This window comes from Micromonospora sp. BRA006-A (genome assembly GCF_033433935.1).
In the GTDB taxonomy this organism is placed as follows: domain Bacteria; phylum Actinomycetota; class Actinomycetes; order Mycobacteriales; family Micromonosporaceae; genus Micromonospora; species Micromonospora aurantiaca.
In genome coordinates this window covers 749,537-774,688 of record NZ_JANCLW010000001.1, presented here as the reverse complement: position 1 = coordinate 774,688, position 25,152 = coordinate 749,537, and the positions used below count along the sequence as shown (strand labels likewise).

Sequence of the window (25,152 nt, the reverse complement as noted above, 5' to 3'; positions counted from 1 at the left end):
TGCCGGCCCGGTCAGGCGGCCGCCGAGGCGGGCACCCACAGCTCGTCGACGGCCCGCTCGGCCGCGGCGAGGCTCTGCTCGAACAGCGGGATCAGCTCGGCCATGGCCGGGTTGACCGGGGCCAGGGTCAGCTCGGCGCAGATGAACCGCGGCTCCAGGCCGGTCAGGGACAAACCGTGCGGCAGCCACGGCTCGGCGTGGTCCCAGCCCTCCCGCGGGGTGCCCGGGCCGTACCCGCCACCGCGGCTGACCAGGACGACGAACTGGCGGTCGCCGAGCAGCCCGGCGTTCGTGACCGGGTCGTACGCGATGCCGGGGGCGATCAGGTGGTCGACCCAGGACTTCACGCTGCTGGGCGGGCCGTAGTTGTAGAGCGGGAGCCCGAGCAGGACGGTGTCGGCCTGCTTCACCTCGGCCACCACCTCCTCGGTCAGCCGCCAGGACGCCTGCTGCTCGGGCGTGTGCTGATCCGGCGGCACCATGCGCGCGAGGCCGCTCGCCGTGTCGAGGTGCGGAAGGGGGTTCCGACCAAGGTCGCGGTAGGTGACGGTGCCGTCCGGGTGGGCGGCGCGCCACGCGGCGGCGGCGCGCGAGGTGAGCCGCCGGCTGACCGACCGCTCCCCGGTGATGCTCGAGTCGATGTGCAACAGGTGAGCCATTTCTTCCTCCTCCATCGATCGTTCGCGTAGGACCAACTATTTATAGCAGGCCGATGTTCCCCGGGCCGCGTAAACTGGGTCACATGTCCGCCGCACCGGTCGAGGAGTCCGAGCGCCGCTCCGGGCCCCTGCTCGACCACCTGGCCCGGCGGATGCGGCTGCGCTCGGAGTCGGTGCTGGCCCCGCTGGGCCTGCGCCCCCGTCACCTGGTGGCGCTCACCGTGCTACGCGACGCCGGCGGAATCAGCCAGCAGGCGCTCGCCGGCACGCTCCAGATCGACAGCACGAACGTGGTCGGGCTGCTCAACGACCTGGAGGCGGACGGCCTGGCCGAGCGCCGCCGCTCCCCGGAGGACCGCCGCCGGCACGAGGTACGCCTCACCGAGGCGGGCACGAAGCGGCTACGCGAGGCGGAGTGCGCGCTCGCCGGGGCGGAGGAGGAGATCCTCGGCGCGCTGGCACCGGGCGAGCGGGATCTGCTCTACGACCTGTTGCGACGGGCCACCCAGGGCCGGTCGTCGACCTGCGGTGAGGTGATCGCGGAGGGCGGCCCGGCCGCCTGCTGACCGCGGGCGCCCGGCGGGGCGAGGGTCAGATCGCGGTGGTGGCCTGCGGCCGGTCGTCCCGGACGTGGACCAGCATGTCGCCGGTCTCGATCACCGCGCCGGCGCGGTCGTTCAGCGTGACCACCTTGCCCCGGCGGACCAGCGCGATGACCAGCGACTCCAGCTCACGCGGGGAGCGGCCCACCTCGTCGCGCTCGGCCGACCGCATCGCCAGCGCCATGCCCTGACCCGGGGTGAGCAGATCCTCCACCACGTCGATCAGGGGCGGGGCCGAGGTGGACAGGCCGAGCAGCCGCCCGGCAGTGGCCGACGAGACGATCACGTGGTGTGCGCCGCTCTGCTTGAGCAGCGGCGCGTTCTCCGCCTCCCGGACCGCCGCGATGATGCGTACCTGACCGGCGGTGAGCTGCCGGACCGTGAGCGCCACCAGCACCGACGCGTCGTCGCTGTCCGTCGCGATGATGACCGACTTCGCGGTACGCACGTGCGCCTGTTCCAGCACCGACGAGCGGGTCGCCGAGCCCTCGATCGTCACCAGCCCGTTGGAGGTGGCCTGCCGCAGCGCCGGCCCGCTCCGCTCGACCACCACGATCTTGGACTTGTCCGTGCCGTTCTCCAGCAGGGCCGAGACCGCACTGCGGCCCTTGGTGCCGTAGCCGCAGATGATGACGTGGTCCTTCACGGTTCTCCTCCACCGCGACAGGCGACGGCCGGTGCGGTACTGCTCGGTCAGGACTTCCAGGGTGGTGCCGACCAGGATGATCAGGAACAGCACCCGGGCGGGGGTGATGAACAGGACGTTCGCCAGCCGCGCCGACGAACTGACCGGGGTGATGTCGCCGTACCCGGTGGTGGAGAGCGAGACCACCACGTAGTAGAAGCAGTCGAGCAGGCTCAGGCCGCTCTCGTCCACGTCGCGGTAGCCGTCGCGATCCAGCCAGACCACCGCCACCGTGGCGAAGACCAGGCCGAGGGCGGCGAGCAGGCGCAGACTCAGCGCGCTCAGCGGCCCCCGCCGTTGCGCGGGAAAATGGATCACCGTCGGTCCTGCTCCGCCACCTGCACGCCCTCAAGATAGCGGTTACGCCGCGAGCCGGCTGGCTGGGCCGGACGCCCGCCCTCGTGGCCACCAGCGGTAAGGATTTCGTCACATCCATCGACGCGCCTGCGGGTGAGACTGATGACTCACCGATCGTGACGAGGGGACGTCGGGATGCGTGCACGCATGGCATTGACCGCGCTTGCGGTGGCAGTCGGGATGGTGGTCGCCGGAGCGCCGCCCGCAGTGGCGAACCGGCCCGGGGACCGCCCGCCCGGGACGGCCCGGCCCACCCGGCCGAAGCCCACCGTCGTCCCGTCGCCGACCTTCTCCCCACGACCCACCACCACACCGACACCGACCACCTCCCCGACGCCGACCGTCTCGCCCACCGGTACGCCGACCGCCACCACCCCGGCGCCGATGCCGACGGCGAAACGGACCGCCGTGGTGCTGCCGTCGCTGGACGGCCGGGGCAGCATCGCGTACGACGTCAACACGGCCGGGGTGGTGGTCGGAGCGGCGGAGGTGGCCGGCGGCTACTGGCACGCGGTGCGCTGGGTGGACGGGCGGATCGAGGACCTGGGGACGCTCGGCGGGCCGAACAGCCAGGCCCAGGCGATCGACGAGCGGGGACGCATCGTCGGCACCGCCCAGGCGGCCGACGGCAGCAGCCACGCCGTGGCCTGGGTGGGCGGGAAGATCCAGGATCTCGGCCTGACCGGGGGCATCTTCTCCATCGCGTACGACACCGCGGGCGACCGGGTGGTCGGCGTCTACCATGTCACCGACAGCTTCTCCGGGCGGCGGGCGTTCGTCCGGACCGGGAACACCGAGATCACCATCGACGCCCCGCCTGGTGCGAGCGCGCTCGCGGTGAACGAGGCCGGCACCGTCGCGGGCACCTACGGCTACAAGGACTGGACCGATCCACCGTTCGTCAACCAGGCATTCGTCTGGCGCGACGGCGTCCTGCGGTCGCTGGGCACGCTGGGCGGACCCACGAGCGACGCGACCGGCATCAACGACCTCGGTCAGGTGGTCGGCACGAGCTGGACCGCGGACGGCCGGTTCGCCGCCTTCTTCTGGGACGGTACGACGATGCGCCGGCTGGCCACCGCTTCGGCCTCCCCGACTGCGCAGGCCGTGAACGACTCGGGTCTGGTGATCGGCACCGACGGCACCGACGGCCGCGCGATGATCTGGCCCTCACCCACCGCGGCCTCCCAGCTGCTGCCCCTGCCGGACGGGGCGGGGAGCAGCGTCGCGATCAACGTCAACGACAGCGGCCTGATCGTCGGTCACGTGTCCTTCACCTCGCCGAGCTGGCAGCTCCGAGCGGTCGTCTGGCGTTGATCCGCACCTGCCCGGCCGGTACCACGGGGGCCGACCGGGCAGGTGCCGGGCGCGTGGACGGGGCATGATGGGGAAGTCCGGGACGCCCGACCGCGAGGAGGCCGGCATGTCGTTGCTGCGACGCGTGATCGGCGGGGTTCTCCGGCGCATCCGCCTGCGCCAGGGCCGCACACTGCGCGAGGTGGCCCAGGCCGCCGGCGTCTCCCTGCCCTATCTCTCCGAGGTCGAACGCGGCCGTAAGGAGGCCTCCTCCGAGGTGCTCGCCGCGATCTGCCGCGCGCTCGGCATCCACCTCGCCGACCTGCTCGAAGAGGCCCGCGACGAGCTGCGCCGGGAGCGTCCGGCCCCGGTCGGCCCCGGGGTCTCGGCGGCCCGCTTCGACCGGGTGCCGACCGCTCGCACCGGGCCGCAGCTGCGGGTCGGCCCGCCGCGGCTGTCCGTCACGCGCCGCCCGGCCGTGTCGCCCCGCCCGCCCGTGACCCGCCGGCCCGCCGTCTCGCTCCGGCCGCATGTCGCCCGCCGACCGGTCACCGCCACGCCGCTGCTGGGCGGCGCGCTGCGGCCCTTCGGCCTGGTGCCGGCGCCGCTCGGCGCGGCCCTCGACGCCGCCACGCCGATCGGGTTCTCCGGCGGCATCCGGCTCTGGCCGGCTCCCTCCGCCCCGGCCGTCCGCGCCCGTCCGCGTACCTCCGTCACTGTCGCCCGGCGCCGAGCCCGCGCCGGCCGGCGGCGGCCGGTCGCCGCGTAGCTTCTGCCCAGGGCGAATCTGCCGCCGGCAGAAAGCCTGGGCCGCGTGGGTGCGCCCGGCGGACGCTGGAGACCGCCGGGTTCCCGGGCGGTCCCCCGCCCACCGGCGTACGGAGGTGGGCGGCGATGAGTGGCATCTGGATGCTCGACGAGGGGCAGCCGGCGTTCGGCGACCGGGTCTTCGAACGGCTGCTGAAGGAGCGGATCATCTTCCTCGGCACCGAGGTCACCGACGCGTCGGCCAACCAGATCTGCGCGCAGATCCTGCTCCTCGCGGCCGAGGACGCGGAACGCGACATCTTCCTCTACATCAACTCGCCGGGCGGCTCGGTCAGCGCCGGCATGGCCGTCTACGACACGATGCGGTACGTCAAGAACGACGTGGCGACGCTGGCGCTCGGGATGGCCGGCTCGATGGGGCAGTTCCTGCTCTGCGCCGGGGCGGCGGGCAAGCGGTTCGCGCTGCCGCACTCGCGGATCATGATGCACCAGCCGTCCGGCGGGATGGGCGGCACCGCCGCGGACATCACCATCCAGGCCGAGAACATGCTGCACGTGAAGCGCAGCATGCAGGAGCTGATCGCCCAGCACAGCGGGCGGACGCTGGAGGAGATCCAGCGCGACTGGGACCGCGACCGCTGGTTCACCGCCGAGCAGGCCCGCGAGTACGGCCTCGTCGACCAGGTGCTCACCCGCGTCGACCAGCTCGCGGCGTGAGCGGGCGCGGCCCGGCCGGTCCCGCACGGGCCGGGCCGCGCCTCGCGGTCAGGGGTAGCTGATCACCGGGCTGGTGCCGTACGAGCCGACGACAGGGGTGCCGACCTCGTTGATCGTGCGCTCGATGCCGCCGCTGCCGTCCAGGAACACGGTGATCGCGTCGTGGAACCGCACCCCGGCCCGGCGCGGCGCCTCGATCGCCCGGTCGCAGCGGATGTCCACGCCCTGGTTGAAGTACGAGTACACGCCCAGCCCCCACGCCTCGTGCGTGCGGACGTGGTCGGCCACCTTGTACGAGGCCCAGCCGTTGCCGGTCGGGCTGCGCCAGGCCGCCTGGCTCGGCGGGTCGTAGGGCAGCTCGCTCTGGTAGAACACGGTCCGGCCGCGCTCGCCGTTCCAGATCGTCTGCCACCGCTGGTAGTGCTCGACGAACAGCCCGTACGCGGTCACGTCGTCGCCGTTGACGATCACGCCGGTGGCGGCGGTGTTCACGGTCCAGCCGATGGTGCCGGCCCGGCCGTGGTCGCCGCGCCAGGCCCAGATGTTGTCGATGAGCGTGTGCCGGCTGTGCACCACCAGACTGGTCGCCGCCCGCCCGGCGTACGGGCCGCCGATGCGGAAGAAGACGTCCTGCAGCGAGATCGGGTTCGCGGCGTGCGACCGGTGGCAGTGCCGCGTACCGACCTCGACCAGCACCGGCGACTCGACCGGCCCGGCGTCCACGAGCACCCCGGCGATGCGGACCCCGTCCACATCCTCGATGCGCAGCGCCGCGTCCCCGCGGTCCGGCACCAGGCTCGGCATTCCGAGGCCGAGCACCACGGTGTCCGGGCGGCGTACCCGCAGGGCCCGGTCCAGGTGGTAGACGCCGGGGGTGAATAGCAGGTGCTTGCCCCGTGCCAGTTCGGCGTTGAGGCGCTTGGCCGAGTCGGTCGGCCGGGCCAGGTAGAACGCGGACAGCGGCAGCGACGGCACCGGCGCGCCGCCGGTGGCCCAGGTGGTGCCGGCGGTGTCGCGGCGCAGGCGCGGTACGGCCACCCGCCAGGCGCCCCGGGCGTCGACGAACAGGTATGGCTTCTCGCGGGTCACCGGGCTGGTCGGCAGCGTGGTGTACGGCGGGTCGGGGAAGCCCTGCGCGGGCGCGCCGATCACGCCGGAGAAGACCTGGTTCCACACGCCGTTCGTCCACTCGCCGCCGAGTTCGCTGTCCCGGGTGAGCCACTGCTGCTGGGAGCCGTTGATGGTGATGCCGTCCACCTTGGAGTCGGCGATGTAACCGCCGCTGGAGTAGCCGCCGTTGCCGGGTTCCAGCCACAGCACGCCCTTGACGTGCACCCGGCGCATCGGTGACGCCTGCGAGACGGCCCATTGGTTCGACCAGTCGGTCGGGGTGACAGCGAGGTTCTCCGCCGAACGCCAGAAGTTGGTGAGCGCGGAGATGCCGGCGGGCGAGTTCGGGTCCGGCTGCCCGACCACCCGGACCGCGCCGTGGATCTCCACGTCGTCCGGGTGCGCGCCGAGACCGGCGACAGTCGTGTAGTAGCCGAGCCGGGCGTCCACCTCGTAGCGGCCGGGCTTGAACAGCACGGCGTACCTGTCGAAGCCCATCTCGTTGCGTTCCTGGGCGGTGAACAGCCGGTCCAGCGTGGACTGGATCTCCTCGACCGGCGTGCTCGGGTCGTACACGAAGACGTTCGGGCCGAAGTCGGGCTCGCGGGCGGGTCGCGCGGCCGGCGATGCGGCCGGGGACGCGGCGGCGGCGCCGGCCGGGAGGCCGAGGGCGGTGAGCGAGGCCGCGGAGGCGGTGAGCGTGAGGAAACGGCGGCGGGAGGGGTCGGGTGATCGCATCTGCCTGCCTGTTCGGTGATGGGACGGGAGAGCGCTCTCTCGGCTGTTCCTACCTCATCACCGTCGATACCGCCAGAGCCCGCCGGTTCCGGAACCGGCGGGCTCTGGGTCGTACGTCGGTCAGGCGCGCTCGGCGCGCTGCTTCACCAGGTCGTCGACGAGCTTCTCGACGTAGTCGGCGGTCTCCTCCCAGCGGGTGACAGCGACGCAGCGGATGCCCATCGCCTTGACCGGGTAGTCGTTGCCGCCAACGTCCAGCCGGTCACCCACGAAGAGCACGTTGTCGATCTTCAGGTCCAGGTGCTCCAGCAGCTTCCGCATGCCGTACGCCTTGTCCACGCCCTTGCGGGTGACGTCGATCGAGGTCGAGCCGCCACCACGGACCTCCAGGTCGGGCAGTTTCGCCGCGACCGCGTCCCGCAGGCGCCGCTTCTTGTCGCCGCCCGGATCCCAGCCGTACTTCTCGGCCGGCGGGGCGGACTGCCCCAGCGCGGAGAACGTGATCTGGCTGCCCCGGTCCTCGATGATGTCGCCCCAGGTCTTCGCCTCCCACAGGCCCAGCGCCTGCGCCGACTCGGTCAGCGCGGTGACGACGCGGGCCTTGTCGGCCTCGGTGAGATCCTCCGCGTAGACCTGCCGCCAGTCCCCGTCGGACCAGCGGTAGTAGCGGGTGCCGCAGGTCGGCATCAGGTGCAGCCGGTCGCGCTGCTCCTCGGTGAGGTCGAGGTGGGCGAGCACCTGCGACTGGAACTGCTCGAACCGGCCACCGGAGATGACCAGTACGTCCACCTCGGTGAGCAGGTGGCCGAGCAACTCCGCCATCCGACGATCGATCTGGGACTTGGAAATCGCCAGGGTGTCGTCGAGATCGAACGCCACCACTCGAAGATCGTTCACGAATACCTCATGTTGTCGCGGACAGGCCAGGACCTGCCAGGGTACCGACGGTTCCTGGCACCGACCTGAGGGCCCGGCGGGTGACACGCCCCCTCGACGGAGCGTAACCCGGCGGATCTCCGGGCGGCCCCGCTTCCCGCTCCCGGCACCCGCGGCCCCCCGTTGACGGGATCGTCGGCGGTCGATAACGTTCGCGGCCACCACACCGGCGGACTCGTCCACGATCGCCGATGGGCCGGACCCGTGACTCGGCGCGCCTGACGGCACTCCTGCTCACCATGAGCTTTGATGTGGTCACGCTGAGTTGAACTGCTTCACGGAAAATTGCATTTGGCAAGAGATGGCACCGAAATTTTCTCGATGCGATGCATCTGCTTGTCAGGTACCCGACAGTGAATTGCCCACTCTTGTGCTAGCTGTCCGCCGGGAGGATGCTCGAACGGTCGAACGGCACTGCGTCGCCTCGCACAGAGGGCGGCGCCCGGCTGCCACCGGACGCCGCATTCGACTCCACCGCTGCAACGGAAGGAGTCACGTTGACTGTAATCCCTCACGGGTCAGACTTCGAGACACCAGAGGACGAGGACGAAACCGTTGCCGAGCCGCCCGACCGGCACCGGCTCATCCTGGCGTACATCAAGACGCTCAGTCCGATCATCGCCGCCGTCGTCGCCTGCATCGGGACGCTGGTGGCAACGCTGGTTCGCTGACCCGCCGGCCCCGTGCTCCGGCTCCGGCCGGACGCGGGGCCGTCCCGTCCGAAAGGTCTGGCCGGACGCGGGGCCGTCACCCGCTGAACGGTCTGGCACACTGCGGCGATGCCGACGTTTGATCGACTCTTCGCCGAACATGTCGGCACGGGCCTGGCCCGCCAGATGGCGCTGGCCGACCTGCTCGGCGAGCGTGACTGGCAGCTCGACGTGCCCGACGGCATCGCGACGTTCGGAACCGACCTGCGGTACCGCGTCCAGCTCCTCGGCACCGAGAGCCACCTCGACGGCACCTGGCTCTGGGCCTGGGCCAACGAGGCCAGCAACATCCCGCCGTCGGTGCTGCATCTGGCCGGCTGGCTGCGCGAGTACGGGCACCGACAGGGGGTCGCCGAACTCACCGAACCCACGTTCCCGCTCCAGCGCGCCGACGGACACCGCCTCGCCATGCTGGCGTCCGGCCTGACCGGCCGCTGCTACTACCGCGGGCCGTACGACGGCGGCGCCGTCTTCTTCCACCTCGACGACGCCCCGCCGCAGATCACCGCGCCGGTCCGGCCGGAACGGGTGCTGACCGTTCTGACGCAGGTCCTTCAGTCCTTCCGGGTGGAGCACCGCGTCGCCGTCGAGTCGTTCCTGCACCAGCAGGGGTGGCGGCTGGATCGGGCGCCGATGTCGGTGACGGCGCAGGATCGGAGTGGGTCGGTTCTGCGTGTCGACTTCGACGCGATGGGTCGGGTCAGCAACCTGTCGGGAACGGTCAGCCCGTAGGCGGAATGTGGTGCCCCCGGCAGGATTCGAACCTGCGACACACGGTTTAGGAAACCGATGCTCTATCCCCTGAGCTACGAGGGCGCGAGGGCCTAGTCTAGCGACCTGGGGGTTCACCTGGGGTGGCAGGGAGTGGCCCACGTTCACCCACATTCCCCGGACCCCCGTTCTCCCAGCCCAGGACCACACCCGGAGCACACGAACCCCGGTTTGCGACCGGCGGTCGGCCACGGTGACCCGCGTTGGCACCGGTTCACCCCGGTTGGCATCCGTTGGAGGAGTCTCTACGCGAGTTCGCACAGCGCCACCTCCGCTGATCTTGGTTGTTTGGGCTGGTAGGGGGTCTTGTCGCGGATGCAGGCCCAGAGGACGTTGAGGCGTTGTCTGGACAGGGCGGCGGTGGCTTGGCGGTGGGTCTTCCCTTCGGCTCTCTTCTTGTCGTAGTAGGCGCGTGATCGTGGGCAGTGGGTCAGGGCGGTGAAGCTGGACATGCTGAACACCCGGCGCAGACCCCGGTGGTAGCGGTGCGGCCGAACCTGGTGACCCTGCCGTCGCCCGGAGTCCCGGGCGATCGGCGCGAGGCCGGCGTGCGCGGCGAGTGCGGCGGCGCTGGGGTAGGTGGTGAGGGTGCCGGCGTGGGCGAGGAACTCGGCGGCGAGGGTGGTGCCGATGCCGGGCAGGCTGGTGACGATCTCGCCCAGTTCGTGCTCGGCGATGATGCCGGCGATGGTTTCCTCGATGGCGGTGATCCGGTCGTTGACCGCTTCCAGGTCGGTGGCCATCTGCGCCACGATCCCGGCCGCGGTGGCCTCCCCGGCGACAGCGACGGTCTGCGTCCGCGCGGCGGTGAGAACCTTGGCGGTGAGCGCCTTGGCGGCCCGCACGCCGTGCTGGCGCAGGTAGTCCAGGATGCGAACTTCACCGGCGCGCCGCAGTCCGGCGGGGGTCTGCCACTGCGCGAGGAGCCGCAGCGCGCCCTTACTGCGCAGGTTCAGCGTCTTCTCCAGGGCGGGGCTGATCATCGTCAGGAGGTCCTGGATGCGGGCGGTGAGGCGGACCCGGTCGGCGACCAGGTCGAGGCGGCGGGAGACGAGCAGCTTCAGCTGCTGCTGCACCCCCTCGGCCACAGTGAGGGTCGGTAGGTCGGCGCGCATGCGCAGGGTCTGAGCGATGACGTAGGCGTCGTGGGCGTCGGTCTTGCGTTCGCCGTGGAACGCCTCCGCCATCCGCGAGGTGACCGTGCCGCTGACGTAGCGCACATCGGCGCCGCGGTCGAACAGGACCGCCAGCAGCAGTGCGGCGGGTCCGCCCCGCAGGTCGACGGCCCAGCGGATCGGCTTACGGCGTTTGCCGAGTCGCCCGACGATGCCGGAGATGGCCTGCTGGTCGTTGGGGATCTTCTCGGACACGACCACGGTGCCGTCGTCGTCGACGACGCACACGTGGTGGTGGGTCTTGCCGACGTCGACGCCGGCCCACAGGCTGCCCACCGGGCATCACCCTCTTCGCTCGTGCTGGTCAAGGGGCGTGGACCCGCCGCGGTTCAGTAGCCACAACTTCGGAAAGGGCGATCGGTCGCAAGTCTCCATCCAGTGCTGATACAGCGGTCGTCAGCGAGGGCCGGGGCGTCCTACTCCTAGCTGGCCATGACATCGGCAGCACACACCCAGACAGTCACCCGACCCTCCGGGTCCATCCCGGCAAACGACACAGCTCGATGTCTGGTTGCGGGTTCCGACGGGACAACCGGAGCCACCGCCGCGGACGTCCGGGGCGTCGGGCCGGGGACGCCGAGGCAGTCCACGATCTTGTGCGCCTCGGTGTTGGTGATCGGGCGGCGAGGGCCGCATGCGGGGTGGGTGGCTGAGGTCGAGGAGCGGCGGGGACTCTTCAGCGAGATCTCAGGGTCGGCGTTCCATGCTCCCGTCAGTGTCCTCGACGATGGGAAGAGTTGTGTCTGTTGCCACTGACCGGCTGGTGGGTACGCGCGGGTGGTTGACGAAGGTCCCGGCGATCACTGCGACGTTCTGGGTCATCAAGGTGTTGTCGACGACGATCGGGGAGACGTTCGCCGATTATCTGGCCGTGAACGTCGGGCTGGGTCCTGCCGTCACCGACGCGGTCATGATCGTCGCGCTGGTGGTCGCGCTTGTCATCCAGTTCCGGACCCGCGCGTACACGCCGTGGATCTACTGGCTGTGTGTGGTGTTGGTGAGCATCGTCGGTACGCAGTTGACCGACCTGTTCACCGACACGCTGGGCGTGAGCCTGTATGTGAGCACCGCTGTCTTCACGGTGGTCCTCGCGGTCGTGTTCGCCGTCTGGTACCGGCAGGAACGCACTCTCGCGATCACCTCCATCGACACCCCGCGCCGGGAGGCGTTCTACTGGGGCGCGATCCTCACCACGTTCGCGCTCGGCACCGCCGCCGGTGACCTCGCCACCGAGGCACTCAACCTAGGTTTCCGCAACGGGGTGCTGATCTTCGGGGGCCTGATCGCAGCGACGTGGGTGGCCTACCGGCTGGGCGCTGGGCAGGTGCTGACGTTCTGGATCGCCTACGTGCTCACCCGCCCGCTCGGCGCCTCGCTCGGTGACCTGCTGACGCAGGACAAGGAATTCGGTGGTCTGGGGCTGGGCGCGAGCGTGACCAGTCTGCTGTTCTTCGGCACGATCGTGGTCCTGGTCATCCGTGAACAGGTTCTGGTCAGTCGGCACGGGGTGGCAGTCAAGGGCGCGGGGCCGCTGGGCGGCTACCGGCAGGACTACCTGTGGGCCGGCGTGGCCGTCGTAGCTGTCGCGATGGCCGGGTGGGTGCTGCGCCCGGCTGCGGACACGACGCCCACCGCCGAGCCTGCGCCCGTGACGACCGCGCAGGCCGGAGCCGAGCACGGCGCCCCCGCGGCCCTCCCGCAGCAGGCTCATCCGACCACGAAGCTAGGCAACCTGGGCAAGTTCGCGGTGATCGTCACCGACGTCAAGGAGAAAGTCGCGCAGAACGACCTGGCGGACGGGAAGGCCCGGGTAAAGGATCTCGAGGTCGCCTGGGACGACGCCGAGGCGGGGCTGAAACCCCGTGATTCGGCGAGGTGGCACCAGCTCGACGACCAGATCGATGCGGTCCTGACGGCCCTGCGGGCGTCGAGCCCGGTGCGGGGCGACTGCGCCTCGGCGGTGGACACCCTGTTGGCGACCCTGAATCAGTACGACGGCGTCAGCTGACCGGGCGGAGCCGCCCTCGGGCCATCACCTCAATGGTGAGGACGATGGCGGCGGCTTCGACGGCGAGGAGGCCGACGAGGACGAACAGTTGGGTGATGCCCGCGGTGAGCGGGCTGGCGCCGCCGAGCAGGACGCCGACGAAGGCACCGGGGAGGGTGACCAGGCCGACGGTGCGGGTCTGGTCCAGGGCGGGGATGAGTGCCTGGCTCGCGGCGGGGCGGCAGACGAGCAGCACGGCGTCGCGGGGAGGCAGTCCCAGCGCGAGCGCCGCTTCGACCTCGCCGCGCCGGGCCCGCAGATCGTCGTTGAAGCGCCGCCCGGCGAGGCTGGTCGCGGTCATCGCGCCGCCGGTCAGGATGCCGGCGATCGGGATGATCGCGATGCCGCGCAGGGGCACCAGGCCCGCCAGGAGCAGCGCGGCGACGACGGTCAGGCTGGCGGTGGCGATCGGGACGCCCGCCCACCAGCCGTACGGGCCGGCGGTGATCCGCCGGCCGGAGGTGCCGGCGGCGACCGCGCACATGAGCAGGACGAACGCGGCGGTGGCCCACAGCGAGCCGACGATCGCGGTGATCACCAGGGACACGGCGGCAAGTTGCAGCGCGGCGCGGGCGGCGGCGACGGCGATCTGGCGGCCGTGCCCGAGCCGTCCGACGGTGGCGATGGCGGCCGCGGCGGCGGTCAGCAGCACCAGCGCGACGGCGAGTCTCGGCCCGAGCACTAGCATCGTCGAGGTCATCCGGTCGGTGTCGCCTCAGCGGTCGTTCAGTCCCTACGGGAGGCGTTTCTGGACACCGTCGCCCCGGTGGTGGCCGGGGTTGCCGAGCGGCGGCGGGCGCGCAGGAGCTGGATGCCGATCGGCAGGACGGAGATCAGCACGATGGCGATCAGAATGAACTCGATGTTCGACGTGACGAAGCTGATCTGCCCGAGGAAGTAGCCGAGCACGGTGACGCCGGTTCCCCACAGCAGGCCGCCGAGGACGTTGTAGGTGACGAAGGTGCGGTAGTGCATCCGGCTGACCCCGGCGACGACGGGGGTGAAGGTCCGCACGACCGGCACGAAGCGGGCCAGCACGATCGAGCGGGCGCCGTAGCGGGCGAAGAACGAGTTGGCCCGCTGCACGTTCTCCTGCTTGAACAGCCGGGAGTTGGGGCGACGGAACAGGCTCGGGCCGACGCGCTTGCCGAACAGGTAGCCGACCTGGTCTCCGGCGATGGCGGCGACGGCGACGAGGAGGCAGACCAGCCAGAGCGGCTGGTGCAGGTAGCGGCCGTCGGCGACGAGGAGTCCGGCGGTGAACAGCAGCGAGTCGCCGGGCAGGAACAGGCCGATCAGCACCCCGGACTCGGCGAAGATGATCGCGAGGATGCCGATCAGCCCGAAGGTGGAGATCAGCCATTCCGGGTCGATGAAGCTGGGGCCCGCGGCGAGCAGCGCTTGAGGCGGGGACATGGCGGGACCTCCGGAGCGAGGGGGCGGGGGATCTCAGGCGGTGGGGTCGGAGTGGCGGCGGCTGAACAGGCGGTCGCATGCGCGTCCACCGAGGTCGACGGCGGTGACCGCCCCGGCGGCGACGAGCGCACCGGCGAGGATGTCGCCGGGGTAGTGCACTCCGGTCCAGACACGGGCAAAACCGATGATGGTGGCGAGCACGCTCAGCGCTACCCCCCACCGGCGGGACAGAAACGCCCCGACGGCGAAAGCCACCGCGAACGCCGCGGTGGCGTGGTCGCTGGGCAGCGACGCTCCGGCGGCGTGCGGGATCAGCTGGTGCACTGGGTGGGTCTGGAAGGGCCGGACTTCGGTGCTGAGCGCGGCGATGGCCTGCCCGACGGTGAAGGCCAGCCCGAGGGAGACGACGACGCGCACCAGGGCGGCGCGCCGGTGCCGCAGGTGGGTCAGCACGGGTACGGCCGCCGTGGCAGCAAGGACGTAGATCAGCCACCTCGCCGACCATTCGAAGACGTCGTCGACGGGGTCGCTGCGGCCGGCTGCGGCGTTGACGATCTGGAACAGGTGATAGTTCATCGCTCCCCCGTGGCTGACGGGTTCCGGTTCATGCAGGCGCCGATCAGGCCAAGGGTGCCGCCAGCCACCTGAGAGGAGCCTGAAATCGCCGAAGTCGGGGGTTCAGTGATCTTCGGAAGCGACGTGGTGGGGCAGCCGGATCCGGACGGTCATGCCCGGTCCGGGCAGCACCTGCACCTGGCCGCCGTGCGCCGCGACGACCTGGCGGGTGATGGCGAGGCCCAGGCCGGTGCCGCCCTCCGGGCGGGTGCGGCTGTCGTCGAGACGGACGAACCGGTCGAAGATGCGCTCCCGGTCGGCGTCGGGGACACCGGGCCCGTCGTCGGTGACCTCGACGCACCCCCACCCGTCGCATACCGACACGCGCAGGGTCACCTGGGTACGGGCGTGCCGGGCGGCGTTGTCGGCCAGATTCCGCAACGCCCGGCCCAGGTCGTGGGCGTCCCCGGTCACCCGCACCGGGGTGAGGTCGACCCGGACGATGAGATCCGGGTGCTGCCCGGCGAGCCGCTCCCGCTCGGTGTAGGCGAGATCGTCGAGGTCGACGTCGTCGCGGCGCCCGGTGGCGCCCCGCTCGTCGATGCGCGCGAGCAGCAGCAGGTCCGCGACGAGATCACCGAGCCGGCTGGTCTCGCGGCGCAGCAACTCGACCAGTTCGCCGTGCCCCTTCGGTACGGCGGCCAGCGCCAGGCGGTCGAGGCCAGCGCGCAGGGTGGCCAGGGGGCTGCGCAGTTCGTGGCTGGCGTCGGCGACGAACCGGCGCTGGCTCGCCGCGGCGGTCTCCAGGCGCTCGAGCATCAGGTTCATCGTCTCGGCGAGCGCCGCGACCTCGTCTCGGGCGGCCGGCACGGGCACGCGGGCGTGTAGGTCGCGGGCGGTTATGCCGGCGACCCGTCGGCGGATTGCCTCGACCGGGCGCAGGGACCGTCCGACGAACCAGAACACCGCCGCGCCGACGACCAGCAGCATGGGCGCCAGCCCGGCGGCCAGGATCGCCGCGACCGCCTCGGTGCTCTCGTTGACCGGCCGCAGCGACTGCGCGACCAGCACCGTGCGGGTGCCGGAGCCGGTGGCCACCCCTTCGGCGGCGATCCGGAAGGGGTCCTCGTCGGCGAACGGCAGCAGCCGCTGCTCGCGCAGCAGTTCACCGGGCCGGGGTCGTAGCGGGGACAGCGGCGCGGCGCCACCGAGCGCCGCCGACGCCGCCTCGACCCGCCCCGACGGGTCGAGGACCTGCACCAACGTCTGTTCACCCGGACTGGGCTTCAGCGTCTGGGCGAGCGCGTCCCGGTCGCCGGCAGCCACTGCCGCGACCACCTCGGCCGCCCGCTGCCTCGCCGTGGCGTCCACGTTGCTGGCGAGATCCGCGCGGGCGATGAGGACGAACGCCGCCGCGCCGACGGCGAAGGCCGCCGCCACGACCGTGGCGGCGGCCAGCGCCGAGCGCAGCCGTACTCCCAGGTACCGGCGGATCCATCCGATGGCCACGCTCAGCCGCCGTCGGCTGCCAGGCGGTAGCCCATGCCCCGCTCGGTCTGGATGGCTCGGCGCCCGAACGGTTGGTCGATCTTGCGGCGGAGGTAGCCGACGTACACCTCGACAATGTTCGGGTCGCCGTCGAAGTGGGCGTCCCAGACGTTGTCGATGATCTGCCGTTTCGACACCACGTCACCGCGGTGACGCATCAGGAACTCCAGCAGCGCGAACTCCCGCGCGGTGACCCGAACGGCCTGACCGGCCCGGCTGACCTGCCGCCGCGCCGGATCCACGCTCAGGTCCCCGGCGGTCAACACGACCGGCCGGGCGGGCGCGCCCCGGCGCACCAGAGCCCGCAGCCGGGCCACCAGCACCACGAACGAGAACGGCTTGACCAGATAGTCGTCGGCCCCGAGGTCGAAGGCGTCCGCCTGGTCGTACTCCCCGTCCTTCGCGGTCAGCATCAACACCGGCGTCCACACGCCGCGTGACCGCAGCCGCCGGCACACCTCGTAACCGCTCAGGCCGGGCAGCATGATGTCCAGCACGATCACGTCGTACGGGTTCTCGGTGGCCGCCCACAGCCCGTCGGTGCCGGTGTGCTGCACGTCCACGGCGAAACCCTCGTCAGTCAGGCCGGCGCGCAGCACCTGCGCCAGGGCGGTCTCGTCCTCGACGACCAGCACCCGCACCCGCCCACCCCCTTCCGAACGTCGACACCCGCACGCACGGTACGTCGCCGAGGTCGGACGGGGCACCGCCCGTCGGATTTCGTCACACGCCCTGGCAGGTGAGGCGAGCCTTACCTTATGGTGAGCTGGTGCTGCTGAGACGTCCTGCTGTCGCCTACGCCGGCCCCGCAATGCGTGGCGTCGAGCCGGCGGCCGGGTCAGCGGGTCGGCTCTCCGACCTGCCCCCGGGCAGCCGGGCCACGATCGTGGGACTGGCCGACGGGACGCCCCCTTCGACGGCGCGCCGGCTCGTGGACCTTGGGTTCACCGCCGGGACGCCGGTGCAGGCCGTCCGTCGCGCGCCCCTGCGGGATCCGGTGGTGTACCGGGTCAAGGACTACGACCTGTGCCTGCGCCGCGCGCAGGCCGCGCACGTGCTGATTCGGGACGCGCGGTGAAGGACGCGGGATGCCACGCTGAGGCCGGGGGCGGCTCCGTTGACACGGCACTGCCGCGCCTGGCCCTGGCGGGCAGCCCGAACGCCGGCAAGACGAGCATCTTCAACGCTCTGACCGGTCTGCACGCCAAGACGGGCAACTACCCCGGTGTGACGGTGTCCCGATTCGTCGGCACCATGCAGGCGGGTGACCGGCGGTACCTGATCGAGGACCTGCCGGGCACTTACAGCCTCGACCCGATCAGCCCCGACGAGCAGATCATGGTCGACGTGCTCGACGGCCGCCTCGACGGCGAGGCGCCGCCGGACGCGCTGCTGGTCGTGGTGGACGCCACCACGCTGCGCCGCTCGCTGCGGTTCGTCGCGCAGGTGTTGCGTCGCGGCCTGCCCACCTGCCTGGTGGTGACCTTCACCGACGAGATGACCGTACGGCAGGGCCACCTGGACCTGTCGGCGTTGCAGCAGGCGCTGGGCGTGCCGGTGGTGCGGGTGCTCGGCAATCGCGGCCAGGGCATCGACCAGCTACGTGACCAGATCGAGCGGTGGTCGACGTGGTCGGCACCGGCCCTGCCGCCACCGGAAGACCCGGCCGAGGCGGATGCCTGGGCGGAGTCGGTGTTGAGCTTCGCCCGTTACCGGGCCCCGGAACGCCACCGCATCACCCAGCGCGTCGATGCCGTACTGCTGCACCCGCTGTGGGGCACGATCGTGTTCCTCGCCGTGATGGTGGCCTTCTTCCAGACCGTGTTCACCCTCGCCGCACCCCTGCAGGGCTACGTGGAGACGTTCTTCGGATGGCTGTCCGGGCTGGTGGCCACCCACGTCGGCAACCCGTGGCTGGCCGGACTGCTCGGCGACGCGATCATCGGCGGCATCGGCGCGGTGCTCGTGTTCGTACCGCAGATCATGCTGCTGTTCCTGCTGATCTCCCTGCTCGAGGGCGTCGGCTACATGTCCCGCGCGGCGTTCCTGATGGACCGGGTGATGGCCCGCGCGGGCCTGGAAGGCCGCGCGTTCGTGGCGCTGCTGTCGTCCTTCGCGTGCGCGATCCCGGGCATCATGGCCACCCGCACCCTGCCGTCGGCCAAGGACCGCCTGGCCACCATGATGGCCGCGCCGCTGATGACCTGCTCGGCCCGGCTGCCGGTGTACGTGCTGCTGATCGGCCTGCTCGTCGACCCCGACGCCCGCTGGGGACCCTTCGGGGCGCAGGGCCTGGTCATGTTCGGCATGTACCTGCTCGGCGCGGTCTCCGCGATGACCGCCGCCTGGGTGTTCAAGAAACTCGGCGAGCGCAGCGGCCCGCTGCTGCCGTTCTACATGGAGATGCCCCCGTACCGGATCCCCTCGGCCCGCTCGGTGCTGATCGCGGTCGGCGACTCGGCCAAGTCGTTCCTGCGCAAGTGCACCACCATCATCGCGGTCACCACCGTCAGCCTGTGGTTGCTGCTGAACCTGCCCCTGCACTCGACTGCCGAGCTGCGCGCCCACGGCGTCGACCCCAGCAACGCCACCGCGGTCTCGGCGTACGTCGCCGACCACAGCTACGCTGCCGGCCTGGGCCACCTCGTCGCGCCCGTCTTCGACCCGCTCGGCTTCGACTGGCGCATCAACATCGGCGTGCTGTCGGCGCAATCGGCACGCGAGACGTTCGTCGCCACCCTCGGCCAGGTAGCCGCCGCGGAAAACCCCGACGAACCGTCCAAGGCGCTCCAGGCGATGACCTACACCGACGGACCACACGCCGGGCAGCCGCTGTTCACCGCGCCCACCATCGCGGCGCTGCTGGTCTACTTCGCCTTCGCGTTGCAGTGCATGGCCACCGTCGGCATCATCCGCCGCGAGACCGGCGGCTGGAAGTGGCCCCTGATCGCGTTCGGCTACCTGACGGCGCTGGCCTGGATCATGGCCTACGCGGCCAGGACGATCACCGCGCTGCTGGCGGGATGACGTCATGATTCCCATCCATCCCCAACCTGTCGCGGGCCGCCCCGAGCAACTGCGCTGGATCACCCACGCCGACGTGCTGCCCTTCACCGGCGTCGCCGCTACCCTGCCCGCCCCGCTCGCCGCCCTACGCGACGACGGCATCCTCGCCCAGGTCCGCGTCGAACCGGCAGCGATCGTCACCACGCTGCATGCCGGTCGGCAGTGGTCCCGCGACGGCGCCCGGGTCCGCACGGCGCTACATGCCGCCCTCGCCGACCCATCCGGCTGGAGCCCGGCCGACGCCAGCGGCGAGCCCGACGACACGCCGCTGCGGGAGGCCGCCCGGAAGTTGCTCGACGGGCCCGTCGGCGACCTCGCCCGCTCCCACGGCGGCCACATCGAACTCGTCGACGTCCGCGACAGCACCGTCACCGTCAAGCTCACCGGCGCCTGCCACGGCTGCCCCGCCGCCCGCAACACCCTCCGCCAAGGACTTGAGGACCAACTTCGCAGGCACCACCCGCAACTGCGCGCCGTCACCGCTGACCCGGGCCGCGGCTGACACGAGCCGATCCGCATGCCCGCGCGGGTGGAACCGTGCGTCAGGTGTCGAGGCCCGCGAGGTTGAGCCGTTCGAGCAGGCTGGGCTTGCGGGCGTGCACCGCCCGTAGCTCGGCCAGCCGGTCTCGGAACGATGAGCTGTCCCCGTCGCGCTCGCCGAGATCACGCAGGTCGATGAGGAGTTGAACGGCGGTGTCGTACTCGCGGGGTTTCTTCGTGGCGATGAGTTCGCCGACCCGTTGCCAGGTGGCGGGTTGGTCGACTGCGAGGGTGTCGAGGTGCCGTTGCCGGGCTGCTGCGGCGGACCGTTCCCGGCGGACCCGGTCGCGTTCACGCTGCTCGGCGTCCCGTCGTTCCCGCTGGGCGCGCAACTCCGCAGCGGTGGCGAGCAGTTCCCCGGCGGTGCGGAGGGCTGTCGCGGCCGGGGTATCGGCGCGGTGTGCGTCGCGGTAGCGGCGCAGCAGTCGGCTGCGCAGGTGGCTGTCGCCTCGGGTGATCAGGTCGGTCAGGATGGTGTCCTTGTCCCGGGCGGGCAGCCCGACGACCCAGGTGCGTAGTTGCGCGGCGGTCGGTTCACCAGAGGCGGGCGGTGCCGACCCGGCCGCCGCAGCCGCGATCAGGTCGGGGTCGATGCGCAGGAACTCGGCGACGGCGGTGAGGGGCGCGTCGAGGGTGCCCAGTCCGGCGGGGACGGGCGGTTCGGGCTCGTCGTCGGCGATCTCCTCGGACTGTACGCAGCGCAGCCAGGCCAGGTACAGCAGGCGCAGGTCCCCGCCTGCGAGGCCGGCCCGGACCGGGACGATCGAGGCGAGCAGGCCATGGCCGTCGAGGTCCACTCGTCGGTGCCGTCCTCGTCCTCGTCATGCAGGTCGATAATGACGTGCTTGCCGGCCGTCCACGCGGATGCACTGTCACCCTGGCAGTACTGGGCGACGGTGGCGGGGGCGAGCACGTGTTTCGGTAGCCGGAGCATGAGCTGGTGGGTGCCCCAGTTCGCCAGGTACAGGTGCGCGTCGAAGTATCGTTCCATCAGCGTACGTGGGTTGCCCTTGAAGTTGCCCCACTCGTAGGTGTTGACGAGGCTGGTGGCGGTGATGTCGGCCCGGGTCGACAGCGACCGCAGCTCGGCCCGCTCCCGAGCAGTGAGGGGTCGGTCGACGGCGGTGAATTCGTAGTACTGGTACTCGCTCACCGTGGCCTACCTTCCGGCCCAGTGCCGGTAGGCGTCGATCCACGCGGCGCCGTTCGGTGGCGGGGTGGGTAGCGGCAGGTCGAGAAGGCCGACCCGTTGCCGGTGGCGGCCTTGGACGCAGACCGCGACGATGCTGTCCGCTGCCAGCTCGATCTTGCCTACGGTGACCTCGACGCCGAGGACGGTCGTGGTGAACGGCACCGCCAGATGCTCCTCGATCATGGCGAACAGGCCGGCACGCTCGTCCTCGTGACCGTCCGTGTCGACGGTTGCTTCCTCGATCATCGCCTCCAGCGCGGCGCTGCCCTTCGATGCCATCGGCGGAGGATAGCGGACCGGTGCCGTGGTGCTCGGCGCCTGATGCGCGAGGATGGTCGGCATGGGTTCGGTGGCCGAGTTCGTCGATCTTCGGCGGGAGGTCGAGCGGTTACGGGCGGAGAACGCCCGGCTGGCGCGCCTGCTGGAGTTGCGCGGTCAGGACACGGCTGCGGCGCCGGAGCAGTTGTCCGCGCCGGTTGAGCCGCCAGGGCTGGTCACCATGGCTTCGCCGACTCGGGACAAGCTGGCGTTGTTCGCCGACCGGTTCCGGGCCCGGGCCGACGTGTACGCCGTGCGGTGGGACAACACCCGTACCGGCGCTGCCGGCTGGATGCCCGCGGTCGCCGGCGGTTGGCGCAAGGGTATGGACCGGCGGGGTGCCACCTACCTGCCCCGCACGACGGAGGTCGTCGCGGCGCATCTGGTCGGCGACGTGTTCATGGGCCTGTACCCGCTGATGCCCGGCAACACCTGCCACTTCGTCGTGGCCGACTTCGACGGGCCGACGGCGATGCTCGACGCCCTCGCGTACGTGAAGGCGGCACGCGCCAGCGCGGTGCCGGCCGCGTTGGAGATCTCCCAGTCAGGCCGCGGCGCCCACGTGTGGGTCTTCTTCACCGGCGCTGTTCCCGCGGCCACCGGGCGGGCCGTCGGCACCGTCCTGCTGCGTGAGGCGATGGTGCTGCGCGGGTCGATGGACCTGCGCTCGTACGACCGGCTGTTCCCCAACCAGGACGTCCTGCCTGAGGGTGGCTTCGGCAACCTCATCGCCGCACCCCTGCAGGGCCGCCGCCGCAAGGACGGACTGACCACCTTCCTCGACCTCGGCACCCTCGAGCCGCACGCCGACCAGTGGGCATTCCTGTCGACGCTGGACCGCCTCAGCCCCGGCGACGCCGAACACATCGCCCGGCAGGCCAAGCAAGCCGTAACCGGTGCCGACGTCGCCACCATGAGCCGGTCCGCCGCGACCCAGGTCCACCCTCCGCTACCTCCGGTGCTCCACGCGGAGGCCGGTGCCGGGCTGAGCATCGACGCCAGGCAGCTCACGCCCGCCGCGCTGGCGACGTTCAAGCACGCCGCCGCCATGGCCAACCCGAAATTCTACGAGTTGCAGCGACTCCGCAAGTCCACCTGGGACACCCCACGCTTCATCCAGGGCTACGACCTCACCCTCGACGACCGCCTGATCCTCCCGCGGGCCCTGCGGCACTCCATCGCCGCCATCGTCGAGCGCGCCGGGTCGCGGCTGGCCGTCACGGACGCACGAAACCCCGGGGCCGAGATCGACACCGCGTTCACCGCCGAACTCACCGGCAAGCAGGCCGACGCGGTCGGCGCGCTTCTCGCCCACGACGACGGGATCCTGGTCGCCCCACCGGGCTCCGGCAAGACCGTCATGGCCTGCGCCGTCATCGCCGAACGCAACACCTCCACCCTCGTCCTCGTCGACCGCAAAGCCCTCGCCGACCAGTGGCGCACCCGCATCCAACAGTTCCTCGACATCAAGCCCGGTCAACTCGGCGGCGGCCGACGCAAGCTCACCGGCACGGTAGACATCGCGCTGCTGCCCTCCCTCGCCCGGCGCGACGACGTCGCCACCCTGACCCAGGAGTACGGGCACGTCATCGTCGACGAATGCCACCACCTCGGCGCCGCAGCCTACGAGCACTCGGTCAAACGGATCGCCGCGCAGTTCTGGCTCGGCCTCACCGCCACCCCCACCCGACGCGACGGACTCGGCCAACTCGTCACCTGGCAACTCGGACCCGTCCGCCACACCCTCACCGACGAGGAACAAGGCACCCTCGCCGCAGCGATGCACACCGACGCCGGACCCCGTCGAGCGCTGTTTATCCACGAGACCACATTCCAGCCCGGCGACATCGACCTTGACGCCCCGGGCGCGCTCGCCGAGGTACACCGGCGACTGGCCCTCGACGAGCCCCGCAACACCCAGATCGCCGACGATGTCGCCGCGGCCCTGACCCGCGGTCGCAACTGTCTCGTGCTGACCCGACGGGTCGCCCAGGTCGAGGCACTCACCGCTCTGCTCGCCGCACGCGGGCACCAGGCGTTCGTGCTTCAGGGCGCGATGAGCACCCGCGAACGGCGGATCATTGTTGACCGGCTCGACGGCGCGAAGGCCGGCGACGGCCTGCTCGTCATCGGTACCACACCGTTCATCGGTGAGGGCTTCGACGCCCCCGCCCTCGACACGCTCTTCCTCGCCGGCCCGATCTCCTACGACGGCCTACTCGTCCAGTGCGCCGGCCGCGTCATCCGCGCCGCGCCCGGCAAGGATGTCGCCGAGGTCCACGACTACCACGACCCAGCCACACCTATCCTCGCCGCCTCACTTCCACGCCGCATGCCCGGATACCGGGCACTCGGCTTCGCAAGAACATAAGCCCCGAACGGCAGAGACGCCAAGCGTGCTGGGCCTAGCGTAGTAGGCTGGTGGGTATGGGCCGGTTCTCCGAGGATGAGCTACACGCGGTCGTCTCCCGGTACGAGGCGACGCGGGCGCAGGCGTTGATCGAGCGGGATGAGCAACTGCGGGCGTTTCACGCGGCCGGCTGGCGGCCGGTGGATCTGCAGCGGGTCACCGGATACAGCCGGGAGACGATCCGCCAGGCACTCCGACCGGAAGTCCGGCGGGCGACCAACATCAGCCGGCGCAGGACATCACCCCAGCCGCCAGCGGACTACCGGCCATATGGTGACCGGAAGCCTTATGTGATCGCCGAAACCCTCGCCGCGCTGCACGGCCCCACCAAGGGCATGGTGACGCTTCCGCGTCATCTCGACTGGTCGAGGCACGCCGAGTACGACCTGAACCGGCCCGCGCGCCTGGCCAGCATGTACAAGGTGGTGCTCACCGAAGCCAGTACGGTCGAGGATCTGAACACCTGGCTCGATGCCGACCTCCTCCGGCGGCTCTGGCCCACTCTCTGGCTGCCGCCCCAGCTTCGCCGGCGCTGGGAGGACGCCTTCCCCGAACTCGCCGCGACCCGCAGCAACGCGGCGTAGCGGTGGACCCCTTCCACGAACGCCTCGCCCGGACCGGGCTCGGCGCGGCCCATCGATACGGCTTCGCGCTGGCCGGCGGCTACGCGGTCCAGGCCGCCGGACTCCTGGAGCGACCCAGCGAGGACGTCGACCTGTTCACCGCCTGGGACCGCCGCGACGAATTCACCGCCGCGGTCACCGCCGTCGTGCACGCCTACCGAGACGACGGCCTCACCGTCGAGACCGAGCGCCAGTACGACACCTTCGCCCGACTGGCCGTCACCGACGGCATGCGGATCTCCAAGGTCGAACTCGGCGTGGACTGGCGCGCCAACGAACCGATCCTCATGGCGATCGGACCGGTCCTCCACCCCGACGACGCGGTAGCGAACAAGATGAGCGCCCTCTACGGACGAGCGTTCGCCCGGGACTTCATCGACATCGACGCCACCCTACGATCCGGCCGCTACACCCGCGACGCCCTTCTCGCCCTCGCGCAGCGCGCCGACCGCGGCTTCGACCCGCGCATCTTCGCCGACGCCCTCGGACAAGCCACCCAGCTCGATCCCGACGACTTCGCCCAGTACGGCGTCACCGGCCCAGCGCTCGACGACCTCCGAAGCCGATTCGCGGAGTGGCGCCGCGACCTGCTCGACGACACGGACGGATGACTCGGCTCCCGACTCGCGGCAGCGTTAATTAAGCCTGCACCCGCAGGAGCCACAGCGTTTCAGCTGATCTTCGGCAAGCGATCGCAGCGAGCCCACGAAGCGACCGGCACGCAACGGCAGATAGAAAGCAGCAGGTCGTCGGCCTGTGGGCACCCGCAGAGCGTCGGGTTAGTACTCCAACGTCACTTGGCTTCGGCGTTGGGCGTGGTGTGGGCATGAAGACGGCCACCGCGTTGATCATCGATGGTTTGTGAGGACAACCGAAGATCGTGCGGTGGCCGCGTGCCACAGCGTAGACCTTG

The 25,152-nt window shown here is 71.1% G+C and carries 25 protein-coding genes and 1 tRNA gene; 13 read left to right on the top strand and 13 right to left on the bottom strand.

The window, feature by feature from the left end; translation table 11 throughout:
* Window positions 1-11 precede the first annotated feature (11 nt).
* Window positions 12-659, bottom strand: coding sequence for an FMN-dependent NADH-azoreductase (locus NMK34_RS03835; protein WP_318332232.1), 648 nt, complete (start codon window positions 657-659; stop codon window positions 12-14).
* Between the two features lie 83 nt (window positions 660-742).
* Here NMK34_RS03835 and NMK34_RS03830 point away from each other — a divergent pair, with 83 nt between their 5' ends.
* Window positions 743-1,225, top strand: a complete 483-nt coding sequence (locus NMK34_RS03830; RefSeq protein WP_318332231.1) for a MarR family winged helix-turn-helix transcriptional regulator — start codon at window positions 743-745, stop codon at window positions 1,223-1,225.
* Between the two features lie 25 nt (window positions 1,226-1,250).
* Here the strand turns inward: NMK34_RS03830 and NMK34_RS03825 are convergent, their stop codons facing one another.
* On the bottom strand, window positions 1,251-2,264 hold the full coding sequence (locus NMK34_RS03825) for a potassium channel family protein (RefSeq protein ID WP_013473883.1): 1,014 nt from the start codon (window positions 2,262-2,264) through the stop codon (window positions 1,251-1,253).
* Between the two features lie 174 nt (window positions 2,265-2,438).
* Here NMK34_RS03825 and NMK34_RS03820 point away from each other — a divergent pair, with 174 nt between their 5' ends.
* The 3 genes from NMK34_RS03820 to NMK34_RS03810 all read left to right on the top strand — a co-directional run bounded on the left by NMK34_RS03820 (window position 2,439) and on the right by NMK34_RS03810 (window position 5,084).
* The gene (locus NMK34_RS03820) at window positions 2,439-3,620 is read left to right on the top strand and encodes a hypothetical protein (protein WP_318332230.1); all 1,182 of its coding nucleotides are present in this window, start codon (window positions 2,439-2,441) and stop codon (window positions 3,618-3,620) included.
* A gap of 106 nt (window positions 3,621-3,726) precedes the next feature.
* Window positions 3,727-4,368: a helix-turn-helix transcriptional regulator gene (locus NMK34_RS03815; protein WP_318332229.1), complete on the top strand. Its 642-nt coding sequence runs from the start codon at window positions 3,727-3,729 to the stop codon at window positions 4,366-4,368.
* Between the two features lie 125 nt (window positions 4,369-4,493).
* Window positions 4,494-5,084, top strand: a complete 591-nt coding sequence (locus NMK34_RS03810; protein WP_318332228.1) for an ATP-dependent Clp protease proteolytic subunit — start codon at window positions 4,494-4,496, stop codon at window positions 5,082-5,084.
* 48 nt (window positions 5,085-5,132) lie between these two features.
* On the opposite strand, the gene NMK34_RS03805 is transcribed toward NMK34_RS03810, so the two are convergent.
* On the bottom strand, window positions 5,133-6,932 hold the full coding sequence (locus tag NMK34_RS03805) for an adenylyl cyclase (RefSeq protein ID WP_318332227.1): 1,800 nt from the start codon (window positions 6,930-6,932) through the stop codon (window positions 5,133-5,135).
* Between the two features lie 120 nt (window positions 6,933-7,052).
* Window positions 7,053-7,829, bottom strand: coding sequence for an HAD-IIB family hydrolase (locus NMK34_RS03800; RefSeq protein ID WP_318332226.1), 777 nt, complete (start codon window positions 7,827-7,829; stop codon window positions 7,053-7,055).
* Window positions 7,830-8,260: 431 nt separating this feature from the next.
* Between NMK34_RS03800 and NMK34_RS03795 the strand changes: the two genes are divergently transcribed.
* Entirely contained in the window at window positions 8,261-8,539 is a 279-nt protein-coding gene (locus NMK34_RS03795; RefSeq protein ID WP_318332225.1) for a hypothetical protein, read from the top strand.
* Window positions 8,540-8,647: 108 nt separating this feature from the next.
* Entirely contained in the window at window positions 8,648-9,310 is a 663-nt protein-coding gene (locus NMK34_RS03790) for a DUF6882 domain-containing protein (protein ID WP_318332224.1), read from the top strand.
* An 8-nt stretch (window positions 9,311-9,318) separates the two neighbouring features.
* Here the strand turns inward: NMK34_RS03790 and NMK34_RS03785 are convergent.
* Window positions 9,319-9,394 (bottom strand) — tRNA-Arg (locus NMK34_RS03785).
* A 200-nt stretch (window positions 9,395-9,594) separates the two neighbouring features.
* Complete coding sequence (locus NMK34_RS03780; RefSeq protein ID WP_318332223.1) at window positions 9,595-10,800, bottom strand: IS110 family transposase; 1,206 nt, start codon at window positions 10,798-10,800, stop codon at window positions 9,595-9,597.
* A gap of 439 nt (window positions 10,801-11,239) precedes the next feature.
* Between NMK34_RS03780 and NMK34_RS03775 the strand changes: the two genes are divergently transcribed.
* Complete coding sequence (locus tag NMK34_RS03775; protein ID WP_318332222.1) at window positions 11,240-12,532, top strand: hypothetical protein; 1,293 nt, start codon at window positions 11,240-11,242, stop codon at window positions 12,530-12,532.
* Here NMK34_RS03775 and NMK34_RS03770 read toward each other — a convergent pair.
* From NMK34_RS03770 to NMK34_RS03750, 5 genes are all read right to left on the bottom strand, one after another.
* Window positions 12,525-13,271 (bottom strand): ABC transporter permease, encoded by a 747-nt coding sequence (locus NMK34_RS03770; protein WP_318332221.1) that lies wholly within the window; start codon window positions 13,269-13,271, stop codon window positions 12,525-12,527. The two genes, NMK34_RS03775 and NMK34_RS03770, sit on opposite strands and share 8 nt — an antisense overlap.
* A gap of 26 nt (window positions 13,272-13,297) precedes the next feature.
* On the bottom strand, window positions 13,298-13,987 hold the full coding sequence (locus NMK34_RS03765; protein WP_318332220.1) for a DedA family protein: 690 nt from the start codon (window positions 13,985-13,987) through the stop codon (window positions 13,298-13,300).
* A 33-nt stretch (window positions 13,988-14,020) separates the two neighbouring features.
* The gene (locus NMK34_RS03760) at window positions 14,021-14,563 is read right to left on the bottom strand and encodes a phosphatase PAP2 family protein (RefSeq protein ID WP_318332219.1); all 543 of its coding nucleotides are present in this window, start codon (window positions 14,561-14,563) and stop codon (window positions 14,021-14,023) included.
* A gap of 102 nt (window positions 14,564-14,665) precedes the next feature.
* Complete coding sequence (locus NMK34_RS03755) at window positions 14,666-16,051, bottom strand: HAMP domain-containing sensor histidine kinase (RefSeq protein ID WP_318332218.1); 1,386 nt, start codon at window positions 16,049-16,051, stop codon at window positions 14,666-14,668.
* A gap of 2 nt (window positions 16,052-16,053) precedes the next feature.
* Window positions 16,054-16,731, bottom strand: coding sequence for a response regulator transcription factor (locus NMK34_RS03750; RefSeq protein ID WP_318332217.1), 678 nt, complete (start codon window positions 16,729-16,731; stop codon window positions 16,054-16,056).
* A 128-nt stretch (window positions 16,732-16,859) separates the two neighbouring features.
* Between NMK34_RS03750 and NMK34_RS03745 the strand changes: the two genes are divergently transcribed.
* The 3 genes from NMK34_RS03745 to NMK34_RS03735 are packed head-to-tail and all read left to right on the top strand — an operon-like array spanning window position 16,860 to window position 19,658.
* Window positions 16,860-17,168, top strand: coding sequence for a FeoA family protein (locus NMK34_RS03745; protein ID WP_318332216.1), 309 nt, complete (start codon window positions 16,860-16,862; stop codon window positions 17,166-17,168).
* Entirely contained in the window at window positions 17,165-19,117 is a 1,953-nt protein-coding gene (feoB, locus tag NMK34_RS03740) for a ferrous iron transporter B (protein WP_318332215.1), read from the top strand. Before NMK34_RS03745 ends, feoB begins: the two co-directional genes overlap by 4 nt.
* Window positions 19,118-19,121: 4 nt before the next feature.
* Window positions 19,122-19,658: a NifU family protein gene (locus tag NMK34_RS03735; RefSeq protein ID WP_318332214.1), complete on the top strand. Its 537-nt coding sequence runs from the start codon at window positions 19,122-19,124 to the stop codon at window positions 19,656-19,658.
* A 40-nt stretch (window positions 19,659-19,698) separates the two neighbouring features.
* Here NMK34_RS03735 and NMK34_RS03730 read toward each other — a convergent pair whose 3' ends face one another.
* Window positions 19,699-20,493, bottom strand: a complete 795-nt coding sequence (locus NMK34_RS03730; protein ID WP_318332213.1) for a hypothetical protein — start codon at window positions 20,491-20,493, stop codon at window positions 19,699-19,701.
* Between the two features lie 362 nt (window positions 20,494-20,855).
* On the bottom strand, window positions 20,856-21,167 hold the full coding sequence (locus tag NMK34_RS03725; RefSeq protein WP_318332212.1) for a hypothetical protein: 312 nt from the start codon (window positions 21,165-21,167) through the stop codon (window positions 20,856-20,858).
* Window positions 21,168-21,228: 61 nt separating this feature from the next.
* Between NMK34_RS03725 and NMK34_RS03720 the strand changes: the two genes are divergently transcribed.
* Genes NMK34_RS03720 through NMK34_RS03710 form a run of 3 tightly spaced genes read left to right on the top strand, consistent with a single transcriptional unit; the run spans window position 21,229 to window position 24,850 of the window.
* A complete protein-coding gene (locus NMK34_RS03720; protein ID WP_318332211.1) occupies window positions 21,229-23,577 on the top strand; it encodes a TOTE conflict system archaeo-eukaryotic primase domain-containing protein in 2,349 nt (782 codons plus the stop codon).
* A gap of 56 nt (window positions 23,578-23,633) precedes the next feature.
* The gene (locus NMK34_RS03715) at window positions 23,634-24,200 is read left to right on the top strand and encodes a hypothetical protein (RefSeq protein ID WP_318332210.1); all 567 of its coding nucleotides are present in this window, start codon (window positions 23,634-23,636) and stop codon (window positions 24,198-24,200) included.
* Window positions 24,201-24,202: 2 nt separating this feature from the next.
* A complete protein-coding gene (locus NMK34_RS03710) occupies window positions 24,203-24,850 on the top strand; it encodes a nucleotidyl transferase AbiEii/AbiGii toxin family protein (RefSeq protein ID WP_318332209.1) in 648 nt (215 codons plus the stop codon).
* The last annotated feature ends 302 nt before the right edge of the window (window positions 24,851-25,152 follow it).

What these genes read in the sequence shown, in the direction of transcription:
- NMK34_RS03835 (WP_318332232.1), bottom strand. Translation starts at nt 659, where the DNA reads ATGGCTCACCTGTTGCACATCGACTCGAGCATCACCGGGGAGCGGTCG.
- NMK34_RS03830 (WP_318332231.1), top strand. Translation starts at nt 743, where the DNA reads ATGTCCGCCGCACCGGTCGAGGAGTCCGAGCGCCGCTCCGGGCCCCTG.
- NMK34_RS03820 (WP_318332230.1), top strand. Translation starts at nt 2,439, where the DNA reads ATGCGTGCACGCATGGCATTGACCGCGCTTGCGGTGGCAGTCGGGATG.
- NMK34_RS03815 (WP_318332229.1), top strand. Translation starts at nt 3,727, where the DNA reads ATGTCGTTGCTGCGACGCGTGATCGGCGGGGTTCTCCGGCGCATCCGC.
- NMK34_RS03810 (WP_318332228.1), top strand. Translation starts at nt 4,494, where the DNA reads ATGAGTGGCATCTGGATGCTCGACGAGGGGCAGCCGGCGTTCGGCGAC.
- NMK34_RS03805 (WP_318332227.1), bottom strand. Translation starts at nt 6,932, where the DNA reads ATGCGATCACCCGACCCCTCCCGCCGCCGTTTCCTCACGCTCACCGCC.
- NMK34_RS03795 (WP_318332225.1), top strand. Translation starts at nt 8,261, where the DNA reads ATGCTCGAACGGTCGAACGGCACTGCGTCGCCTCGCACAGAGGGCGGC.
- NMK34_RS03790 (WP_318332224.1), top strand. Translation starts at nt 8,648, where the DNA reads ATGCCGACGTTTGATCGACTCTTCGCCGAACATGTCGGCACGGGCCTG.
- NMK34_RS03770 (WP_318332221.1), bottom strand. Translation starts at nt 13,271, where the DNA reads ATGACCTCGACGATGCTAGTGCTCGGGCCGAGACTCGCCGTCGCGCTG.
- NMK34_RS03765 (WP_318332220.1), bottom strand. Translation starts at nt 13,987, where the DNA reads ATGTCCCCGCCTCAAGCGCTGCTCGCCGCGGGCCCCAGCTTCATCGAC.
- NMK34_RS03760 (WP_318332219.1), bottom strand. Translation starts at nt 14,563, where the DNA reads ATGAACTATCACCTGTTCCAGATCGTCAACGCCGCAGCCGGCCGCAGC.
- NMK34_RS03735 (WP_318332214.1), top strand. Translation starts at nt 19,122, where the DNA reads ATGATTCCCATCCATCCCCAACCTGTCGCGGGCCGCCCCGAGCAACTG.
- NMK34_RS03725 (WP_318332212.1), bottom strand. Translation starts at nt 21,167, where the DNA reads ATGGCATCGAAGGGCAGCGCCGCGCTGGAGGCGATGATCGAGGAAGCA.
- NMK34_RS03720 (WP_318332211.1), top strand. Translation starts at nt 21,229, where the DNA reads ATGGGTTCGGTGGCCGAGTTCGTCGATCTTCGGCGGGAGGTCGAGCGG.
- NMK34_RS03715 (WP_318332210.1), top strand. Translation starts at nt 23,634, where the DNA reads ATGGGCCGGTTCTCCGAGGATGAGCTACACGCGGTCGTCTCCCGGTAC.